Source organism: Novosphingobium sp. GW821-FHT09E05, from assembly GCF_059416165.1.
The window spans coordinates 457,129-474,000 of sequence record NZ_JBWKOQ010000001.1 but is presented as its reverse complement, the minus strand read 5'-3'; the positions used below and the strand labels follow the sequence as shown (position 1 = coordinate 474,000).

At 67.3% G+C, this 16,872-nt stretch carries 17 protein-coding genes; 7 read left to right on the top strand and 10 right to left on the bottom strand.

What is annotated here, in order from left to right:
• Positions 1-108: 108 nt before the first annotated feature.
• The 3 genes from AC07M9_RS02280 to AC07M9_RS02270 all read right to left on the bottom strand — a co-directional run bounded on the left by AC07M9_RS02280 (position 109) and on the right by AC07M9_RS02270 (position 2,722).
• Positions 109-681, bottom strand: coding sequence for a Smr/MutS family protein (locus tag AC07M9_RS02280; protein WP_494880977.1), 573 nt, complete (start codon positions 679-681; stop codon positions 109-111).
• Positions 678-1,892 (bottom strand): murein transglycosylase A, encoded by a 1,215-nt coding sequence (gene mltA, locus AC07M9_RS02275; RefSeq protein WP_494880976.1) that lies wholly within the window; start codon positions 1,890-1,892, stop codon positions 678-680. Before mltA ends, AC07M9_RS02280 begins: the two co-directional genes overlap by 4 nt.
• Positions 1,893-2,035: 143 nt before the next feature.
• Positions 2,036-2,722, bottom strand: a complete 687-nt coding sequence (locus tag AC07M9_RS02270; RefSeq protein ID WP_494880975.1) for a Tim44/TimA family putative adaptor protein — start codon at positions 2,720-2,722, stop codon at positions 2,036-2,038.
• 380 nt (positions 2,723-3,102) lie between these two features.
• Here AC07M9_RS02270 and secB point away from each other — a divergent pair, with 380 nt between their 5' ends.
• From secB to trpS, 3 genes are all read left to right on the top strand, one after another.
• Positions 3,103-3,618 (top strand): protein-export chaperone SecB, encoded by a 516-nt coding sequence (secB, locus tag AC07M9_RS02265; protein WP_494880973.1) that lies wholly within the window; start codon positions 3,103-3,105, stop codon positions 3,616-3,618.
• Positions 3,619-3,793: 175 nt separating this feature from the next.
• Positions 3,794-5,356, top strand: a complete 1,563-nt coding sequence (murJ, locus tag AC07M9_RS02260) for a murein biosynthesis integral membrane protein MurJ (protein ID WP_494880971.1) — start codon at positions 3,794-3,796, stop codon at positions 5,354-5,356.
• A gap of 24 nt (positions 5,357-5,380) precedes the next feature.
• Positions 5,381-6,415 carry a tryptophan--tRNA ligase gene (trpS, locus tag AC07M9_RS02255; protein WP_494880969.1) on the top strand — a complete coding sequence of 345 codons (1,035 nt, stop codon included), beginning with the start codon at positions 5,381-5,383 and terminating at the stop codon, positions 6,413-6,415.
• 280 nt (positions 6,416-6,695) lie between these two features.
• Here trpS and AC07M9_RS02250 read toward each other — a convergent pair whose 3' ends face one another.
• Entirely contained in the window at positions 6,696-7,349 is a 654-nt protein-coding gene (locus tag AC07M9_RS02250) for an MOSC domain-containing protein (RefSeq protein ID WP_494880967.1), read from the bottom strand.
• Positions 7,350-7,555: 206 nt separating this feature from the next.
• On the opposite strand from AC07M9_RS02250, the gene AC07M9_RS02245 reads away from it, so the two are divergent.
• Together AC07M9_RS02245 and AC07M9_RS02240 are read left to right on the top strand one after the other, a co-directional pair.
• On the top strand, positions 7,556-8,242 hold the full coding sequence (locus tag AC07M9_RS02245; protein WP_494880965.1) for a DUF4136 domain-containing protein: 687 nt from the start codon (positions 7,556-7,558) through the stop codon (positions 8,240-8,242).
• A gap of 143 nt (positions 8,243-8,385) precedes the next feature.
• Positions 8,386-8,553: a hypothetical protein gene (locus AC07M9_RS02240; protein ID WP_494880963.1), complete on the top strand. Its 168-nt coding sequence runs from the start codon at positions 8,386-8,388 to the stop codon at positions 8,551-8,553.
• 16 nt (positions 8,554-8,569) lie between these two features.
• Here the strand turns inward: AC07M9_RS02240 and dut are convergent, their stop codons facing one another.
• The 6 genes from dut to AC07M9_RS02210 form a co-directional block, all read right to left on the bottom strand.
• Positions 8,570-9,040, bottom strand: a complete 471-nt coding sequence (gene dut / locus AC07M9_RS02235; RefSeq protein ID WP_494880961.1) for a dUTP diphosphatase — start codon at positions 9,038-9,040, stop codon at positions 8,570-8,572.
• The gene (locus AC07M9_RS02230; protein ID WP_494880959.1) at positions 9,024-10,370 is read right to left on the bottom strand and encodes a bifunctional phosphopantothenoylcysteine decarboxylase/phosphopantothenate synthase; all 1,347 of its coding nucleotides are present in this window, start codon (positions 10,368-10,370) and stop codon (positions 9,024-9,026) included. Before AC07M9_RS02230 ends, dut begins: the two co-directional genes overlap by 17 nt.
• Before the next feature lie 170 nt (positions 10,371-10,540).
• The gene (locus AC07M9_RS02225; protein WP_494880957.1) at positions 10,541-11,740 is read right to left on the bottom strand and encodes a hypothetical protein; all 1,200 of its coding nucleotides are present in this window, start codon (positions 11,738-11,740) and stop codon (positions 10,541-10,543) included.
• A complete protein-coding gene (gene ubiB / locus AC07M9_RS02220; protein WP_494880956.1) occupies positions 11,707-13,272 on the bottom strand; it encodes a 2-polyprenylphenol 6-hydroxylase in 1,566 nt (521 codons plus the stop codon). The genes AC07M9_RS02225 and ubiB overlap by 34 nt, the downstream gene beginning before the upstream one ends.
• A gap of 7 nt (positions 13,273-13,279) precedes the next feature.
• The gene (locus AC07M9_RS02215) at positions 13,280-14,020 is read right to left on the bottom strand and encodes a class I SAM-dependent methyltransferase (RefSeq protein WP_494880954.1); all 741 of its coding nucleotides are present in this window, start codon (positions 14,018-14,020) and stop codon (positions 13,280-13,282) included.
• A 40-nt stretch (positions 14,021-14,060) separates the two neighbouring features.
• Positions 14,061-14,975 (bottom strand): DMT family transporter, encoded by a 915-nt coding sequence (locus AC07M9_RS02210; protein WP_494880952.1) that lies wholly within the window; start codon positions 14,973-14,975, stop codon positions 14,061-14,063.
• Between the two features lie 105 nt (positions 14,976-15,080).
• On the opposite strand from AC07M9_RS02210, the gene mutM reads away from it, so the two are divergent.
• Together mutM and rpsT are read left to right on the top strand one after the other, a co-directional pair.
• On the top strand, positions 15,081-15,893 hold the full coding sequence (gene mutM, locus AC07M9_RS02205; protein WP_494880951.1) for a bifunctional DNA-formamidopyrimidine glycosylase/DNA-(apurinic or apyrimidinic site) lyase: 813 nt from the start codon (positions 15,081-15,083) through the stop codon (positions 15,891-15,893).
• A 144-nt stretch (positions 15,894-16,037) separates the two neighbouring features.
• Positions 16,038-16,298, top strand: coding sequence for a 30S ribosomal protein S20 (gene rpsT, locus AC07M9_RS02200; protein ID WP_494880949.1), 261 nt, complete (start codon positions 16,038-16,040; stop codon positions 16,296-16,298).
• Positions 16,299-16,872: the final 574 nt, after the last annotated feature.

Genomic DNA, 16,872 nt, shown 5'->3' with positions numbered 1-16,872 from the left:
GGCGCTGTACGAAGGCCGTCGTTCCCGAATTTACCCCATGTCTGCCATGACTTGATAACTTGCGATCACTTGTGAACGCTCCGTATCGGACTCGTCCTTGATCGCCGTTCAGCGCCGCTTCTTCAGCACCACGTAGATCGCCCCCTGTCCGCCGTGGCGGCGGTGGGCACCGCGAATGGCGACGATATCGGAGGCGTGGTCGCTCGCCGCGAGCCAGTCCGCAACCTTGGCACGGATGGCGCCCCGCGCAGTGCCGCGATCGGCAGCGTCCACCGGGCGCGGCTTGCCGGTGACGACCAGCACCACCCGCGCGCCCATCGACTTGGCCTGCACGAGCCCGTGCATCAGCCGCGAATAGGCCTGGTCGAGCGTCGAGCCGTGCAGGTCGAGGCTGAAGTCCGGAACCAGGGTCCCCTTGGTGATGCGCTTGTCCCACGAACCGTCTAAGTGAGCAGGCGCTTCCGCCCTGGGTTTCACGGGAACGGGCTTCGGCGCAAGCGAGGGCGGCACGCGGCCTTTCAAGCGCTTGGGTGGTGGTAGCGGCGCGGACGGTGGCGGCTCGGGTGCGAGCTTCGGCCATTCGCCTTCCTTGCGGGGAGCGACCAGCGGCTTCACCGTGCGCGCCAACAGCGCCCAGACCTGCGCCTCCTCGGGCGTGAGCCTGCGCCCCGGACGTCTCATCGCGTGCCCAGCCCGGCACCCAGTCTCGCGAGCGTTCCCCGGGGGACAAGCACCAGGGCACTGCCCCGCCCGCTCATGCCGCCCGCGATCGTGCGCGCCCGCGCGCCCGCGCCCCAGAAGGTGTCGAAGCGGTTGGCGCCCTTGATGGCGCCGCCGGTGTCCTGTGCGATCCACACGCCGTTCGCCTCGCGACGATCGAGATCGAGCCAGACCGGGGCGCCGAGCGGCACGAAGCGCGGATCGGCGGCGACCGAGGCGCCGCCGCGCACCGGCACGTTCAGGGCGCCGATCGGCCCGTCGCCGTTCAGCACTTTGAAGAAGACCCACGAACGGTTGGCGTTCATCAGCGCGCGGCCTTCCACGGGATGCTCGCGGATGTACTGCATGATGCCCTGCATCGAGCCGGAATACTGCCCCGGTCCCGAGCCCACCAGCCCCCGCTCGCGCATGACGCCGCCGATGCCGGTATAGGCGAGCCCGTTCTGCCCGGCGTAGCCTATACGCGTCACCGTGCCGTCCGGCGCTACGAGGCGGCCCGAACCCTGGACCTGGAGGAAGAAGAACTCCACCGGATCGGCGGCCCAGGCGATTTCCAGACCCTGCCCCGCAAGAGCCCCGTTCGTAATCTGCGCGCGGTCGAAGTAGCTGGTAAACCTGCCGTCCGGTCCATAGCGGCCCAGCGGCATCCGTCCACTGGCCAACGGCGCGGCATCACCGGACCGGGCGCGCACGAGGTCGGGCGGGAAGGCGTAGACCGGCTGCGCATAGCCCGGCAGGGGCGTGCGCGATCCGGCGATCTCAGGCTCGTAGTAACCGGTGGCATAGGCGCTGCCGTCGCCCACGCGCGCGGTCTCGAAATAGCTGGCGAAGAAACCGATCGCCGAAGCCGTCCCCCAGCCAGCTGCTGCGGCGCAGGCCGGGCGCCAGTCGGCAGGCCGGGTCAGGCCGCTGCCATCGGTACGCGAGGTCAGCCGCGCGCAGCTCTCGCGGAACGACGCGAGTGCGCCAGCAGCCTTGACAGCGGTCATCGGCAGGGAGGAAACGGCAGGCCCGGCGCGTACGCCCATGACCAGCGCATTCTGCGGCGGCGGCAGCGACGCAGAGGGACCTGGCCTAACCGAAGGGGCCGTCGGTTTGTGGCCCGGCGAAGGTCCGCCAGTATTGGGAACGATGCCGCCGCAAGCGGCGAGCGCCGTCACCATCGTCGCCATCAGAACTGCGCGCGCAGACCTGCCGGCGATAGACGGCGCTTTCCCCCAAAGCTGCAAGATCGCCCTCCCCTTAACGCCAAAGCCCCACGCACGAAGGCGCGGGGCAGTTCAGGCGCGAATGGATATCAAACCCTGCTGGGCGATCAACCTTCGTCGGTCTCTTCGAGCAGCCAGTCGGGATCAGGCGAGTTGACCGCGCGACCAAAGGTCCACACGTCGATAGCCTCGATCGCATCGTCGAGCGAACCGGCGATGACGACACCGTCAGCGCTGCGGGTGACGGCGGCGACGTCCGTGCGGAAGCGCAGGGTGATGCGCGCGAACCCGCTGTCCACCCCGGCAGCGACCAGCGTGGTTTCCTCGATGCGGATCAGACGGTTGTCGAGCGTTTCACCGGCGGCGACGCGCGCGTCGATGGCGTCCGAGAACCCGGCGTAGACGTCGTCGTCGCAAAGATTGCGCAGTTCGGCCTTGTCGCCCTTCCAGAAGGCTTCAAGGATCATCCGGTAGGCGCCGCGCGCACCTTCGACGAAGGCGGCAGCATCGAAGCGGCGGTCGACCTGCGCGATCTCGGCAAGACCGCGCTCGACCGAAGGTGAGGCCAGCGGCATCTCGCGCAGTCGCTGCGGCTGCTGAGAGCGGGTTTCACCGCGAGCATCGGGCTTGGCGGGCGCGGCGACGCGGGGAGCACCCGGCTGCTGGCCTTGGCGTCCTTCGAAACGGCCCTGGATCGGCTCTTCTTCATGCTCCGCGCGGCGGCCAAGCACGGAGTAGAGCCGCAGGCCAAGGAAGGCTGCGATCATGGCCAGGATCACTATTTCCGGTGTCACGTCCCTAAATCCATCCCTTCTGTCCGCAAGGTCTGCGCCGTGGATATCGGCTATCGACATCCGAGAGCAGCGGCGGTCGGCTCCGGCGCTGGGCGGAGCCTCACGGAGAGACTCCGGCGCGTCGTGCCTTAAGCTCTCCAACATAGCCCCAGATAGGTAGTCATTACAAATGAACAACGCGTGAGCGGCGGGCTCCGGTATTTTTTCGCCCGGCCGAAGCCGGTTTCGTGGCGATCCGCCCACTCCTGCGCGCGCTACGCGACCTATTGGGACATGCCGACTACAATTTTCCGGATGCTCGGGTGTTCCCCGATCCTGCAAAATGTTTTAGGCGCGCACCCACGCCCATTTTCAGTTTTCATTTTCGGGACGATCATCAGATGGCCGACGAAGGCAACATCATTTCCGACCTCAACCTCGGCAACGACGAGGACAGCGCGCCCGCAGCCGGGATCATCTCGCAGTACGTCAAGGACCTCTCGGTCGAGAACCCGAACTCGCCGGAGAGCTTCGCCTGGCAGGAACAGCCGGAAGTCGACGTGCAGTTCAACATCGGCGCGCGCGCGATCGAGGGCGAGGTCCACGAGGTCGAGCTCAAGATCACCTGCTCGTCGCGCACAAGCGCCGGCGTCGCCTTCGCAGTCGAGCTGAGCTACTGCGGCCTCGTCGGCATGCGCAACCTGGAGGAGCAGCAGGGCCATGCCTTCCTGTTCGCCGAAGCACCGCGCATCCTGTTCCCCTTCGCCCGCCGCGTCATCGCCGACGCCGTGCGCGATGCGGGCTTCGCGCCGCTCATGCTCGAGCCGATCGACTTCAACGGCCTCTACGTCCAGCAGTTGCAGGCCCAGGCCGCGCAGGCCGAATCCGGCATGGGTGAGCCCGCCGGCCACGCCTGAGCGGTCTTCACTCGCCCTTCGACAACCGAAGGGCGAGTGAACGGATTTCGATTTCAAACGACACCCCCGTTCGTGTCGAGCGAAATCGAGACACCACACGCAGCGCCTGCGTGTCTCGACTTCGCTCGACACGAACGGATGGGGACAGTGCCTTGATCGAATTGGCTTCAGCTCCATGAACCTCGCCAAGGCCCTCGCCAGCGTCGGCGGACTGACGCTGGCCAGCCGCGTGCTCGGCCTCGTGCGCGACAGCCTGTTCGCGCGCTTCGTCGGCGCGGGGTTCGCGTCCGACGCGTTCCTGATCGCCTTCCGGCTGCCCAACATGTTCCGCGCGCTGTTCGCGGAAGGGGCCTTCGCCTCGGCGTTCATCCCGATGTTCAACAAGAAGGTCGGCGACACCAGTGGGCTGGGCCTGCCGGCCGGCATCCTCTTCGCCGAGCAGGCGCTGTCGGTGCTGCTGCCGATCCTGATCGCGATGACCGTGGTGCTCGAGGTGCTGGCCTGGCCGGTGACGCTGATGCTCTCGGGCGGGTTCAACGACGTCACCACGGACCAGTTCGCCTTCGCGGTCACGCTCAGCCGGATCACCATCCCCTATCTTGCGCTCATCAGCGTGGTGTCGCTGCTGGGCGGCATCCTCAATTCGATGAACAAGTTCTGGGTCAACGCCGCCGCGCCGATCCTGCTGAACCTGACGCTGATCGTCGCGCTGCTGGGCTTCCATGCAGACGACCCGCTCGTCACCGCGCGCAACCAGGCGATCGGCGTCTCGGTATCGGGCGCGCTGCAGCTGCTGTGGCTGGTCTGGGCCTGCCGCGCCAACGGGGTGTCGATGCGGCTGCGCATGCCGGTGTGGAACGCCGACGTGAAGCAGCTGCTCAAGCTGGTGCTGCCCGCAGCCGCCGGCGCGGGCGCGGTGCAGATCAACCTCGTCATCTCGACCGCGCTGGCCGCCTACCTGCTGGCGCACGGCTCGGTGACCTACATCTACATGGCCGACCGGCTGAACCAGCTCCCCCTCGGCCTGATCGGCATCGGCCTCGGCACCGTGCTGCTGCCCACCATCTCGCGCCAGCTCGGTTCCGGGCAGGAGGCTGCGGCGATGGAGACGCAGAACCGCGGGCTCGAACTCGCGCTGCTGCTCACCCTGCCCGCCGCCGTGGCGCTGATCGTCTGCGGCGGGCCGATCGCGGCCGCGCTGTTCGGCTACGGCAAGTTCGACGCCGTCGATGTCGCCCGCACCGCCGAGGCGCTTGCGGCGTTCTCGATCGGGCTGCCCAGCTACATCCTCGTCAAGGTGCTGACGCCGGGCTTCTACGCCCGCCAGGATACCCGTACGCCGGTGCGCTACGCGATGATCTCGATGGTGGTGAACCTGGTGGGCAATCTCATCCTGATCGTGCCGCTGCAGCACATGGGTCCGCCGCTGGCGACCGCGATCGCCTCCACCGTCAACGTCGCCATGCTCTACTGGACGCTGGTGAAGCGCGGCCATTTCGTCGTCGATGCAAGGCTGCGGCGGCGCGCGCCCCGGCTCGCGCTGGCGGCGGTGGCTATGGGCGTCGCGCTGTGGTTCGGGCAGGGACTGATGACGCCTTACCTCCACGGGACGTGGGCCGTGCGCGGGCTGACGCTGGCGGTGCTAGTCTCGGCCGGCTGCCTCGTCTATGGGCTCGCCACAATGGTCTCGGGAGCGTTTACCCGCGAGGACCTGAAGCTCCTGCGGCACCGCCGCTAACCGATCATCCGAAACGGGAATTCCATGCGTATCGTCTCCGGCATCCAGCCCACCGGCAACCTGCACCTCGGCAACTACCTGGGCGCGATCCGCAACTGGGTGGCGATGCAGGAGCAGGTCGCGGCCGAGGGCGGCGAGTGCCTCTACTTCCTCGCCGACCTCCATGCGATCTCGATGCCGCACGTGCCCGAGGACCTCGGCGCCAACACCCGCGAGATGGTCGCGGCGCTGGTCGCCTGCGGCATCGACCCTGAACGCTCGATCCTCTTCAACCAGGCGCAGGTGCCCCAGCACTCCGAGATGCAGTGGCTGCTCAACGGCACCGCGCGCATGGGCTGGCTGAACCGCATGACGCAGTGGAAGGACAAGGCCGGCAAGAACCGCGAGGGCGCCAGCGTCGCGCTGTTCACCTACCCGGTGCTGCAGGCCGCCGACGTGCTGCTCTACCAGGCCACCCACGTCCCCGTGGGCGAGGACCAGAAGCAGCACCTCGAACTGGCGCGCGACATCGCGCAGAAGTTCAACAACGACTTCTGCCCGACCGACCTCGATGGCCAGGAGGCGCCGCTGTTCACCCTGCCCGCGCCGTTCATCCCGCCCGAGGCGGCGCGGATCATGTCGCTGCGCGACGGCACCCAGAAGATGAGCAAGTCGGACCCCTCCGACATGAGCCGCATCAACATGACCGACAGCGCCGACACCATCATGCAGAAGGTCAAGAAGGCCAAGACCGACCCCGAGCCGCTGCCCTCGGGCAAGGCCGGTCTCGAAGGGCGGCCCGAGGCCAAGAACCTCGTCGCGATCTACGCGGTGATGGCGGGCACCAGCGTCGATGCGGTGCTCCGCGAGTTCGGCGGCGAAGGCTTCGGCAAGTTCAAGCCCGCGCTGGGCGAACTGCTGGTCGAGAAGCTGGCGCCGATCAACGAACGCTTCGTCGCCCTGCGCGAGGATACCGCGGCGCTCGACGCGATCCTGCGGGCGGGCGCGGCCAAGGCCCGCGCGCTGGCGATCCCCACGCTCGAGAAGACGTACCAGGCGCTGGGCCTCGTCCGGGGCTGACCGTCGTCCCCGCGAAAGCGGGCACCGCTGGCCGAGCCGCGCAGGCTCTCGGCAAGGCCGCGCCTGAAGCAACGCCATCGGTCCCGGTCGAGCCGGGCACGATGGGGGGTTTTAAATATCTCATTGAGAGCACGCAGTCCTGGTCGCGAACCCGCTTTCCTACATCGCCGGCACCTGCCAAAATCCGGCCGGCCCTTTGCATCGTCCGGTAATCCCACCCCGCCGCGCCTCATAGGCGGCCCGCGCATGCCTTTCATCAACTTGCGCGCCAAGCAACCGCTCAGCCGAGCAGCTTCTCCCGTCGCCACGCCCACGGCGCGGCCAGCGCGGTGACTGCGCCCAGCGCCTCGAGCCCGGCGCGGTCAGTCCTGTGGTCGCCGGCGATGAGCAGGCCGAAGACGCGCGCCACGTTCCACTCCGGGAACGGGCGATCGACCAGTTCCATCGCCTCGCCCGCCTCGACCTCGCCTTCCTCGACCACACGGTAGTACCAGCCGGGCCGCCGCGACCTGATGCACACCGCGTTGACCTTGGCGCCGTCGAAGCGGTGATCGAGCTTCCAGCAGGGCTGGCGCCCCTGGCTGACCTCGACGAGCGCGGTGCCCAGCCGCCAGCGGTCGCCGATGCAGACGGTGTCCTCGGTCAGCCCGGTGGTGGAGATGTTTTCGCCGAAGGCGCCGTAGTCGCCCAGCAGCGGGTGGTCGCCGATGGCGCCGCGCCAGAAGGCATAGTGGTCGTGCGGATAGTGGTGGATCGCCTTGTCCGGCCCGCCATGCACCGAAAGGTCGGCCTGCGCGTCGCCCTCCAGCCCGAGCCGGTGCACGCGGATTCGCCCTGCGACCGGGACCTTGCCGATCGCGCTCGGCTCGTCGGGACCGCGGAACGGGGCGACCTTGCCGCACTGGAGCGAAAGTATGGGGACCGGGCTGTTCATCGCCTTCCATCCTTCCTACATGAAGGGCGAGCGATCAAGTCGTCCGGTCAGTTGGATGGCGGGTGAACGGGCTGCGCAGCCCGTCGTACGCCGAGTTCATTCAACCGCTATTCAGGGCATTGATTTTACGACAGGATCGCAAAGAATCGAAGGCCGCGCCGGGGATGGGCGTCAGGGGCTCTTCGGGGTTCGTGGAGCAGACAATGATGAAAGACCATTCCCGATTCCAGATAGGCAGGCTCCGGCTTGTCGCAGCCGCCGCGCTGCTCATGGCCGTGGCGGCCTGTACGACGCCGTTCAAGGCCGACGTCTCGCGCTTCCAGTCGCAGTTGCCGGCCCCTTCGGGCCAGACTTTCGCCATCGTCGCTGACGATCCCAAGCTCTCGGGCGGCCTCGAGTTCGCGCAGTATGCCTCGCTAGTGCGCGAACGCATGGCAAAGGTCGGCTACGTGCCGGTCGAGGACCCTGCCCGCGCCAACCTCGTCGTGCGCTTCGACTACGGCGTCGATGGCGGCCGCGAGCGCGTGCGTTCCACCCCGATGGCCAGCTCCTACTGGGGCCCCTGGGGCGGGTACGGCGGCTTCGGCGGCGGCTTCTATGGACGCCGGGGCTTCGGCGGTTGGGGCGGCTATGGCGGCCCGTGGCGGTATGGCTTCTACGACCCGTTCTTCGACGCCGGCATCCAGTCCTATACCGTCTTCACCAGCGGCGTCGGCCTGAAGATCGATCGCGCGGCGGACGGCCAGCGCCTCTTCGAAGGCAAGGCCGAGGCGGTTTCCTCTTCCAATCGCCTGCAGTATCTCGTGCCCAACCTGGTCGAAGCGATCTTCACGAATTTCCCCGGGAACTCCGGAGAGACCGTGCGCATTACCGTTGCGCCCGAGAAGAAGTGACCTTCTGACGAGATTTCACTGACAGGCTCCCCTGCAAAGAGTGGGAGACACCGAGGGGCGGGTCCGCTGAATTCATGCGGGCCCGCCCTTTTGCTATGGAAGGCCGACTCCCACCCGGATTACCCTGACCGATGCATAATTTCATGGCCATCATGTCCCAGCTCTTCTGGGGCGTCACGATCGGAGCGCTGACCACCGCGTTCGAAACGCTCGCCAAGGGTGCGGTGATGATCGGCGGCCTTGGCGGGGCCGGCTGGTACGGCCTCCGCTGGCGCAGGGCCCGCCGCCAGCGGGGCAAGGGCGAGGATTGAGCGAGACGCGCGGCAGTCAGTTACCCAGCGCAACGACTCCGCCTGTCGAACCGAAACCGCCCTCTCCGCGCACTGTCTCCTCGAGTTCCTCGACCTTCAGCCAGGAGGCGCGAGTCACCGGCGCAAGCACCAGTTGCGCCACGCGGTCGCCGCGCAGGATCGAGAAGGGCTCGGCCCCCAGATTGATCAGGATGACCTTGAGTTCGCCGCGATAGTCCGAATCGACGGTGCCCGGCGCATTGGGCACACTGATGCCGTGCTTGAGCGCAAGGCCCGAGCGCGGACGCACCTGGATTTCGAACCCGGCGGGAATCGCCACCGACAGCCCGGTCGCTACCGCATGGCGAGCGCCGGGAGCCAGCGTCACGTCCTCTGCCGAGACCACGTCCATGCCTGCCGCGCCTTCGGTGGCGTAAGCGGGCAGGTCCAGTCCCTCGCCGTGGGGCAGCACCTTGACCATGACGGGGACTTCAGCGGGGGAGTGCATCGGTAAACCTTTCGACGAGGATGCGCGCGACATCCTCCTTGGGCATTTCGGGAAGCGTAGTCACCTCATCCGCGGTGACGATGTGGACGGCGTTGGCATCGCCACCCATGACGTCGCCCGAGACGTCGTTGGCGATGATCCAGTCGGCGCCCTTGCGGACGCGCTTTTCCTGGGCGTAGCGGATGACGTCCTGTGTCTCGGCGGCGAAGCCGATCACCAGCGGCGGGCGGTGCGCGCTCCGGCCGAGGGTGGCAAGGATGTCCGGGTTCTCGGTAAGTTCGAGCGCGGGAATGCCGCCCCCCACCTTCTTGAGCTTCTGGTCGGCAGAGCGCGCGACCCGCCAGTCGGCAACGGCGGCGACCATGACGGCGACGTCGGCCGGAAGCGCCTGTTCCACCGCCTCGGCCATTTCGAGCGCACTTTCGACGTCGACCCGATCCACACCCGGGGGTGTCGTTAGATGCACCGGGCCCGACACCAGCGTCACCCGCGCGCCGGCCTCGGCGGCGGCGGCTGCGATGGCGAAGCCCTGCTTGCCGGACGAGCGGTTGGCGATGTAGCGCACCGGGTCGATCGGCTCCCACGTCGGCCCGGCGGTGACGAGAACGTGGCGGCCGTAGAGGGGGCGGTGCTCGGTGCCGCGATCGAAATCGGGCTGCCCTGCCAGCGCATCGAAGGGCTGCGCGGCGGCCCCTCCGGTGACGAGATGGTTGATGGCGTCGGGGTCGGTGGGCGGCGCCGGGCGGGCATCGCCCTTGGCGGCGAGCGAGGATCGCGGCTGCGGCGCCTCACCGCCGAGCGCCCAGACGATCCGCTGCCAGATCGCGTCGATCTCGGGCAGGCGGCCGGGTCCGAACTCGCCGCAGGCCATCGGACCTTCGTCGGGCTCCATTACGTCGACACCGGCACCGCGCAGGGTCGCGACGTTGCGCACGGTGGCGGCGTGCTGCCACATGCGCACGTTCATCGCCGGGATCGCCATGACCGGCTTGTCGGTCGCCAGCAGCAGAGTCGTCGCGATATCGTCGGCGATGCCAGCGGCCATCTTGGCCAGGAGATCGGCGGTGGCAGGGCAGACCACCACGAGGTCGGCCTCCCGGCTGAGCTGGATGTGGCCCATCTCCGCTTCGTTCTTGAGGTCCCAGAGCGTAGTGTGGACGGGCTTTTCGGAAAGCGCCGCCAAAGTCATCGGAGTCACGAACTTCGACCCGCCATCGGTCAGGACGCAGGTGACCGAACCGCCGTTCCTGCGGATGGTGCGGACGAGTTCGCAGGACTTGTAGGCAGCGATGCCGCCGCCGACGACGAGCAGAATCCGGGGTCCGTTCATGATCCGGGCTTGTGCAACAGCCGGAAAGGTCGTGCAATCAGTTTGCAGCGGAAGGGGCGTCGCAACCAGTCCGCGCTCCCCGACCCGTCATCCCCGCGCAGGCGGGGAGCCCGCTTGTTCCTTCGGGCGCGCACGTAAGCGGGGCCCCCGCCTTCGCGGGGGTGACGGACTTATGAACGATTACCCCGCCCTGTGGTTGTGGGCGAAGCCCCTGCCGCCCACAGCTGGGAAACCGCGCGCGGCGCGAAGACGATTCCGGCGAACATGGCCGGCGCGATCATCGCGCCCCAGTAGAAGTTGTCCCATCGTCCCGCGATCATGAAGGCTGCGCCGTAGCCCGCGCAGAGCACGAAGCCGAAGAGCCCCGACCGGCTGCGCCAGCCGAGCCAGCCGAAGGTCATCAGGATCACCGCCGGCCCGGCAAGGAAATGCGGGAGCCAGCGCAGGTTGCTCGACTGCACGACATTGGCGAGCCAGCCCGTCATGCCCCGCAGCACCAGCCAGGGCGGGCCGTGGCGGTCGCTCGGCAGCACGTCGCGCGCAATGAGCGAGAGGTGCCAGTAGAGCCCAGCGAAGAACAGCAGAATGAGCAGGCTCCACGCCGCGCCCTCGCGCCAGTTGCGCTGCCACAGCGCGAAGGCCGCCATGAGCATGACATAGGGCAGTGTATGCTCGCGGATGGCCAGCGCCAGCGCGGCCACGAGAAATGCCGCGACCCAGCGGCCGTCCTGCCCGTTCCGCCCGATCCGGTGCAGGCCGAAGGACAGCGCCATGAGCCCGCCGGCCCACAGTTCGTGAAGCGGGAAGTAATGGCGGTTGAGCCCCAGCGAGGCGCCGACGAACACCAGCGCCGTGCCCAGCCGCCGCACGCGGCCGCGATCCTCGGCCTCCTCGCCCAGGCGCTGCCACCACACCGCAATGATCGCCAGCATCAGCGCGATCGCGGCGACGAGCTGCCCGGTCTTGCCGAGCCAGGCGTCGATGTGGGCGAGCGTCGGCAGGCGTACGGCGATGCCGGGGTTCACCGGGTAGTCGCGTGCGCGCTGCTCCGGTACGATGAAGTCGTAGTAGTTCTCGCCTCTGGCGATGCGCTCGATAGCAACTTCGTAGAGGGCGATATCCTCGTCATAGGGCTTGTCCGGCGTATCGACGGCCCGACCGCCCGAATCGACCGGGCCCTCCACCGGACCGAGCCAGGGCGAGCGGTTGCCCGGCTTGTTGGTCGGCACGATCATCGAGGCGACGAGGACTACCACCAGCACCGCGAGCACCGCTCGCGCGGCGAGCGGCGTCAGGCGCGCGAACCACCCCGCCGATGCGGCAGGGGTCGCGGCGCTCAGGCCAGAAGTGTCCAGTACGTCAGTGCCCACGCCGCAGTGCCCCCGAGGATTGCGGCGAGAGCATAGCCGCCCCAGTGGTTACTTTCGCGTTTACGAGACCAGAAGATCTCCACCTCTGGCAGCGGCGCCTGTTCGGGAGCGCCGCCCTTGGGCGGGAAGCGTTCCTCGATCCGTCGGACAAGCGCAGGCAGGCGCAGGAGGGTATCGACGTCCGTCCGCAGGCGATCGACGATCACCGCCTCGGGGCCGAGTTCGTCGCGGATCCAGCCCTTCACGAAGGGGCCCGATACGTCCCACATGTTGATCGTCGGATCGAGCGCGGTGGCCAGGCCCTCGACCATGACCATGGTTTTCTGCAGCAGCAGCAGGTGCGGCTGCACCGCCATGTCGAAGTCACGGGTGATCGCGAACAGGCCGTCGAGCATCTGGCCGACCGACAGTTCCGACACCGCTTTGCCCCGCATCGGTTCGCCCACCGCGCGCAGCGCCGTCGCGAACTCCTCGACGGTGTGATAGCTGGGCACATACTGTGCCTCGAAGTGGATTTCGGCGACGCGGATGTAGTTGCCGGTCGTCAGCCCATAAAGGATTTCCGCCAGCCACAGCCGCGCCTGCCGGTTGATCCGGCCCATGATGCCGAAGTCGATCGCGACGATGGTCGTGTGGCGATCCGCCCCGCCCTGCACGAACAGATTGCCCTGGTGCATGTCGGCATGGAAGAAGCCGCCCGATATCGCCTGCGTCAGGAAGGTCAGCACCAGCCGCCGGGCCAGCGCGGGCAGGTCGTACCCCGCCTCGCGCAGCGCGCCGAGGTTGCTCATCTTGATGCCGTCGATCCACTCGAGCGTCAGCACCGAGCCATTGGTGCGGTCCCAATCTATCGCGGGGACGCGGTAGTCCTCGATGCCCTTCATCGCATCGGACAGTTCGGAGGCCGAGGCCGCCTCACGCCGGAGGTCGAATTCGCGCAGGGTCCAGCGCTTGAGGTTGGCGATGACCGCGCGCGGACGCAGGCGCGTCGCCTCGCCGCCCAGCGCCTCGAGGTGCGCCGCGGCCCATTCGTAAGTCTCGACATCGCGGCTGAATTGCTCGCGGATGCCCGGACGCAGGACCTTGACCGCGACCTTGCGTCCATCAGGCGTCACCGCGCGGTGGACCTGCGCGATCGAAGCGGCGCCGACCGGCTCCTCGTCGATCGAAGCGAACAGGGCATCGAGCGGGCGTCCGAACGTGCTCTCGATCTGCGCGCGGATCGCCGCGAAGGGCACCGGCGGCAGGCTGTCCTGCAGGGTCAGCAGATTGCGCGCGGGGATCTCGCCGACAAGATCGGGCCGGGTCGCAAGGGCCTGGCCGAGCTTGATCGCGGCGGGGCCGATCTCCTGGAAAGCGCCGGCATAGTCAGGCTCGGGAGACTGGCGCGTGCCGAAGCGGGCGATCCGGCACAGGCGCTTCACCGGCGCGGGGGCGTTGCGGTCGTTCTCGATCCCGCGCAGCGCCCCGTGGCGCGCGAGGATGCGGCCCCACTTGAGCAGGCGCCAGATGTGGACGGGGGTGCTGGTCACGCGGCGTTCAGACCTTCCAGCCCGAATGGATCGCGACGAGGCCGCCCATGATCGGCTCGACCTTGGTGTGCTTGAAGCCGGCCTCGCGGATCATGCGCTCGAACTCGGGCATCGGCGGGAAGCGGCGGATCGATTCGATGAGGTAGCGGTACGAATCGGCATCCCCCGCGATCATCTGGCCGATCTTGGGAACCAGCTTGTGCGAATAGGCGTCGTAGACTTCCTTGAAGCCCGGCCATTCCGTGGTCGAGAATTCGAGGCAGAAGAAGCGCCCGCCGTAGTTCAACACGCGGTGCGCCTCGGCCAGCGCCTTGTCGATGCGGGTGACGTTCCGGATACCGAAGGCGATCGTGTAGGCGTCGAAGGAACGGTCGTCGAACGTCAGCTCCTCGGCGTTCTGGCGCGACCAGACGAGGGTGTCGATCCCCTGGTCCATGGCGCGCTCGATGCCGACGTCTAGCATGTCCTGGTTGATGTCCGAGACGGTGATGCGCGCGCCCGCCTTCTCCATGCGGAAGGCGATGTCGCCGGTGCCGCCCGCCATGTCGAGGATCTGTTCGTGCGCGCGCGGCTTTACGCGGCGCACGAACTTGTCCTTCCAGACCCGGTGCATGCCGCCCGACATCGCGTCGTTCATGATGTCGTACTTGCGCGCGACGGCGGAGAAGACGGCGCCAACGCGCTCTTCCTTCTCCTCGGGACGGACTTCTTCGTAGCCGAAGGAAACGGTATCGCTGGTTTCGCTCATGGGGTCAGTCCTCTAACCATCCGCGCGAGGGGGCGCCACCTTAGTTTTGCTTCGAGCGTCCAGGACGTGATGCCATTGCGGCGATCACGATGCCCGCGAGGATCAGGGCCATGCCGGCTATGTGGTAGCTCTCCAGCCGCTCGCCGAGCAGAAGCGCGGAGAGCAGCGCTCCGAACAGCGGCATCAGCGTGATCGCCTGCCCCGCCCGTCCTGCGCCAAGCCGCGCGGTTGCGGTGTTGTATATGAAGTAGGCGAGGACCGAAGGAAACACCCCGACATAAGCGAAGGCCGCCAGCACCCGGGGGCTCCACGAGATCGACAGTCCCTGCCGCCACTCCCATACCGCCAGCGGCGCCATCGCGAGTGCGCCGATCACGAAGACCAGCAGCAGGAAGCTCGAGGCCGAGATGGCCGGCTTCCTGCGCAGCAGCACGGTATAAAGCGCCCAGACGAGCACCCCGCAGAGGATCAGCGCATCGCCGACGCCGAGACGTAGGCTCGACAATGCCGACATATCCCCGCGAAACACGATCCACACCACGCCCAGCGTCGAGGCGACGACGCCCATGATCTGCAGCCCCGTGGCCCGCGTCCCGAAGATCGCCCGGTCGAGCACGAGTACCAGCGCCGGTATCGAAGCCTGCAATAGCAGCGCATTAGCGGCGGTGGTATGATGCAGTCCGGAGTAGATGAAGGCATTGAAGCAGACGATGCCCAGGAACCCCAGCGCCAGGATCCAGCGCCACCCTGCCAGCGCCGCCGCCCGCTCCGCCACCAGCTTGCGCGCGGCGAACGGCGCTATCACCAGCACCGCGACCAGCCAGCGCCCGAAGGCCAGCGTGAAGGGCGGGATGTCATCGCGCACGGCCCGGCCGGTGATCGAGTTCCCCGCCCAGAACAGCATGACGAGGCCGAGCAGGAAGAAGGCACGCGCGTTCGATCGGGATTCAGGCATGCGCGACGCCTTAGCGGCAGGGCGAGTCGCTGGCGAGAGCGATTGCCCAAAGCGTCGGCACCCGGCATTGGCGCGGCCGCAGAGTATCCCTATCTGCATCGCACGATGCCAGAACTTCCAGAAGTCGAAACCACGGTCCGCGGCCTTGCACGGTTCCTCGAAGGCGAGCGGATCACGCGCGTCGCGGTCAACCGCCCGGACCTGCGCCGCCCGTTCCCGCCCGACCTCGTCCAGGTGCTGACCGGCGCCAGGGTGACGGGAATGGGCCGCCGGGCCAAATACGGGCTGATCCATACCGATCGCGACGAGACAATGGTCTTCCACCTCGGCATGTCGGGCCGCTGGCGAATAGAGCCCGAGACGCCCGACAAGCACGACCACCTCGTGCTGGAGACCGGCTCCGGCCACGTCCTTGCGCTCAATGATGCACGCCGGTTCGGCTCGGTCGACCTCGTGCCGACGGCGGACCTCGATTCGTGGGGGCCCTTCGCCGCGCTCGGCCCCGAGCCGCTCGGGGATGGCCTGACCCCGCGTCACTTGCAGAACGCCTTCTCCGGCCGCGTCGCGCCGATCAAGCAGATGCTGCTCGACCAGACGATCGTCGCCGGGCTCGGAAATATCTACGTCTGCGAAGCGCTGTTCCGCGCAGGTATCCGTCCAGACAAGGCGGCGGGCCTCGTCACGCTCCCAGCCCTTTCCCGGCTGGTGCCCGCAATCCAGACGGTGCTGGGCGAATCGATCGCGGCGGGTGGCTCCACCATCCGCGACTATGCACAGCCCAATGGCGAACTGGGCTATTTCGCCGCCTCGTGGCAGGTCTACGGGCGCGAGGGCGACTCCTGCTCGTGCGGAGCGCCCGTCCTGCGCTTCGTACAGGGCGGACGGAGCACCTTCTGGTGCCGCAAGTGCCAGAAATAGGCGGTTTGCCGCGCCTGTCTTTTGTTGACGCAAAGCGCCTTCATCGCTAAGGGCCGCGCTTTCCGGCGAGTCCGCTCGCCACAGCAGATTCGTTAGGCATAGGCCGCCCAGTCAGCAGTTGGGGGGCCAGACAGAGGAAATTCGATGGCCAATACGCCGCAAGCCCGCAAGCGCATCCGTCGCAACGATCGCCGCGCGGAGATCAATACCAACCGCGTCAGCCGCATCCGTACTTTCGTCAAGAAGGTCGAATCGGCTCTCGACGGCGGCGACAAGGCCGCTGCGGCCGAAGCGCTCAAGGCTGCCCAGCCCGAGCTGGCTCGCGGCGTTGCCCGCGGCGTGCTCCACAAGAACACGGCAGCGCGCAAGCTGTCGCGCCTGACCAAGCGCGTCGCTGCGCTCTGAGGCGCATACCGATTCGCATTTGAGGCCCGCTGCTGGACAGCTGTCTCAAGCACGAAACAGGAACGGAGCCGGGGTCGACGATCCCGGCTCCGTTTTTGTTTTCGCTGCGGTGCAGCACGAGGTTTTGTAAACTCGCGGAAATGCTGCGATTCGGGACGCTGCGTCGCGGAACATTCTGAATTCAAAGCATATTACAGTTCGGCGACGGAAATTGGCGGGTCGCGTGTGAGTCAACAGCCATAATTTTATTTATTTGGGGAGGCCCGTCTTGCTTGTGGGGCAAACGCCTTCCTAAAAGGGGCCTCGGCCGTTGCGGAACTGGCCGGGGAAACATCGATAGCGTCTGGAACAACGGCGGCAAACATGTGTTTGCGGCTGGGGGAAGGTTTTACCTTTCCGCCTTCCAATGCCGCTTCCGATGTCGAGCCTTTTTCCGCAGCCGTTGGGTAATCACGCGAACAAGGGGGTTCGACCGATGTCAAATACGTCAGCAGGTCACCCCTCGGTGCCCCCCGCGGTGAACCCGACGGTCGATCAAGGTGCGAATGGCGTGAACAGGAAGTCCAAGGCGGTG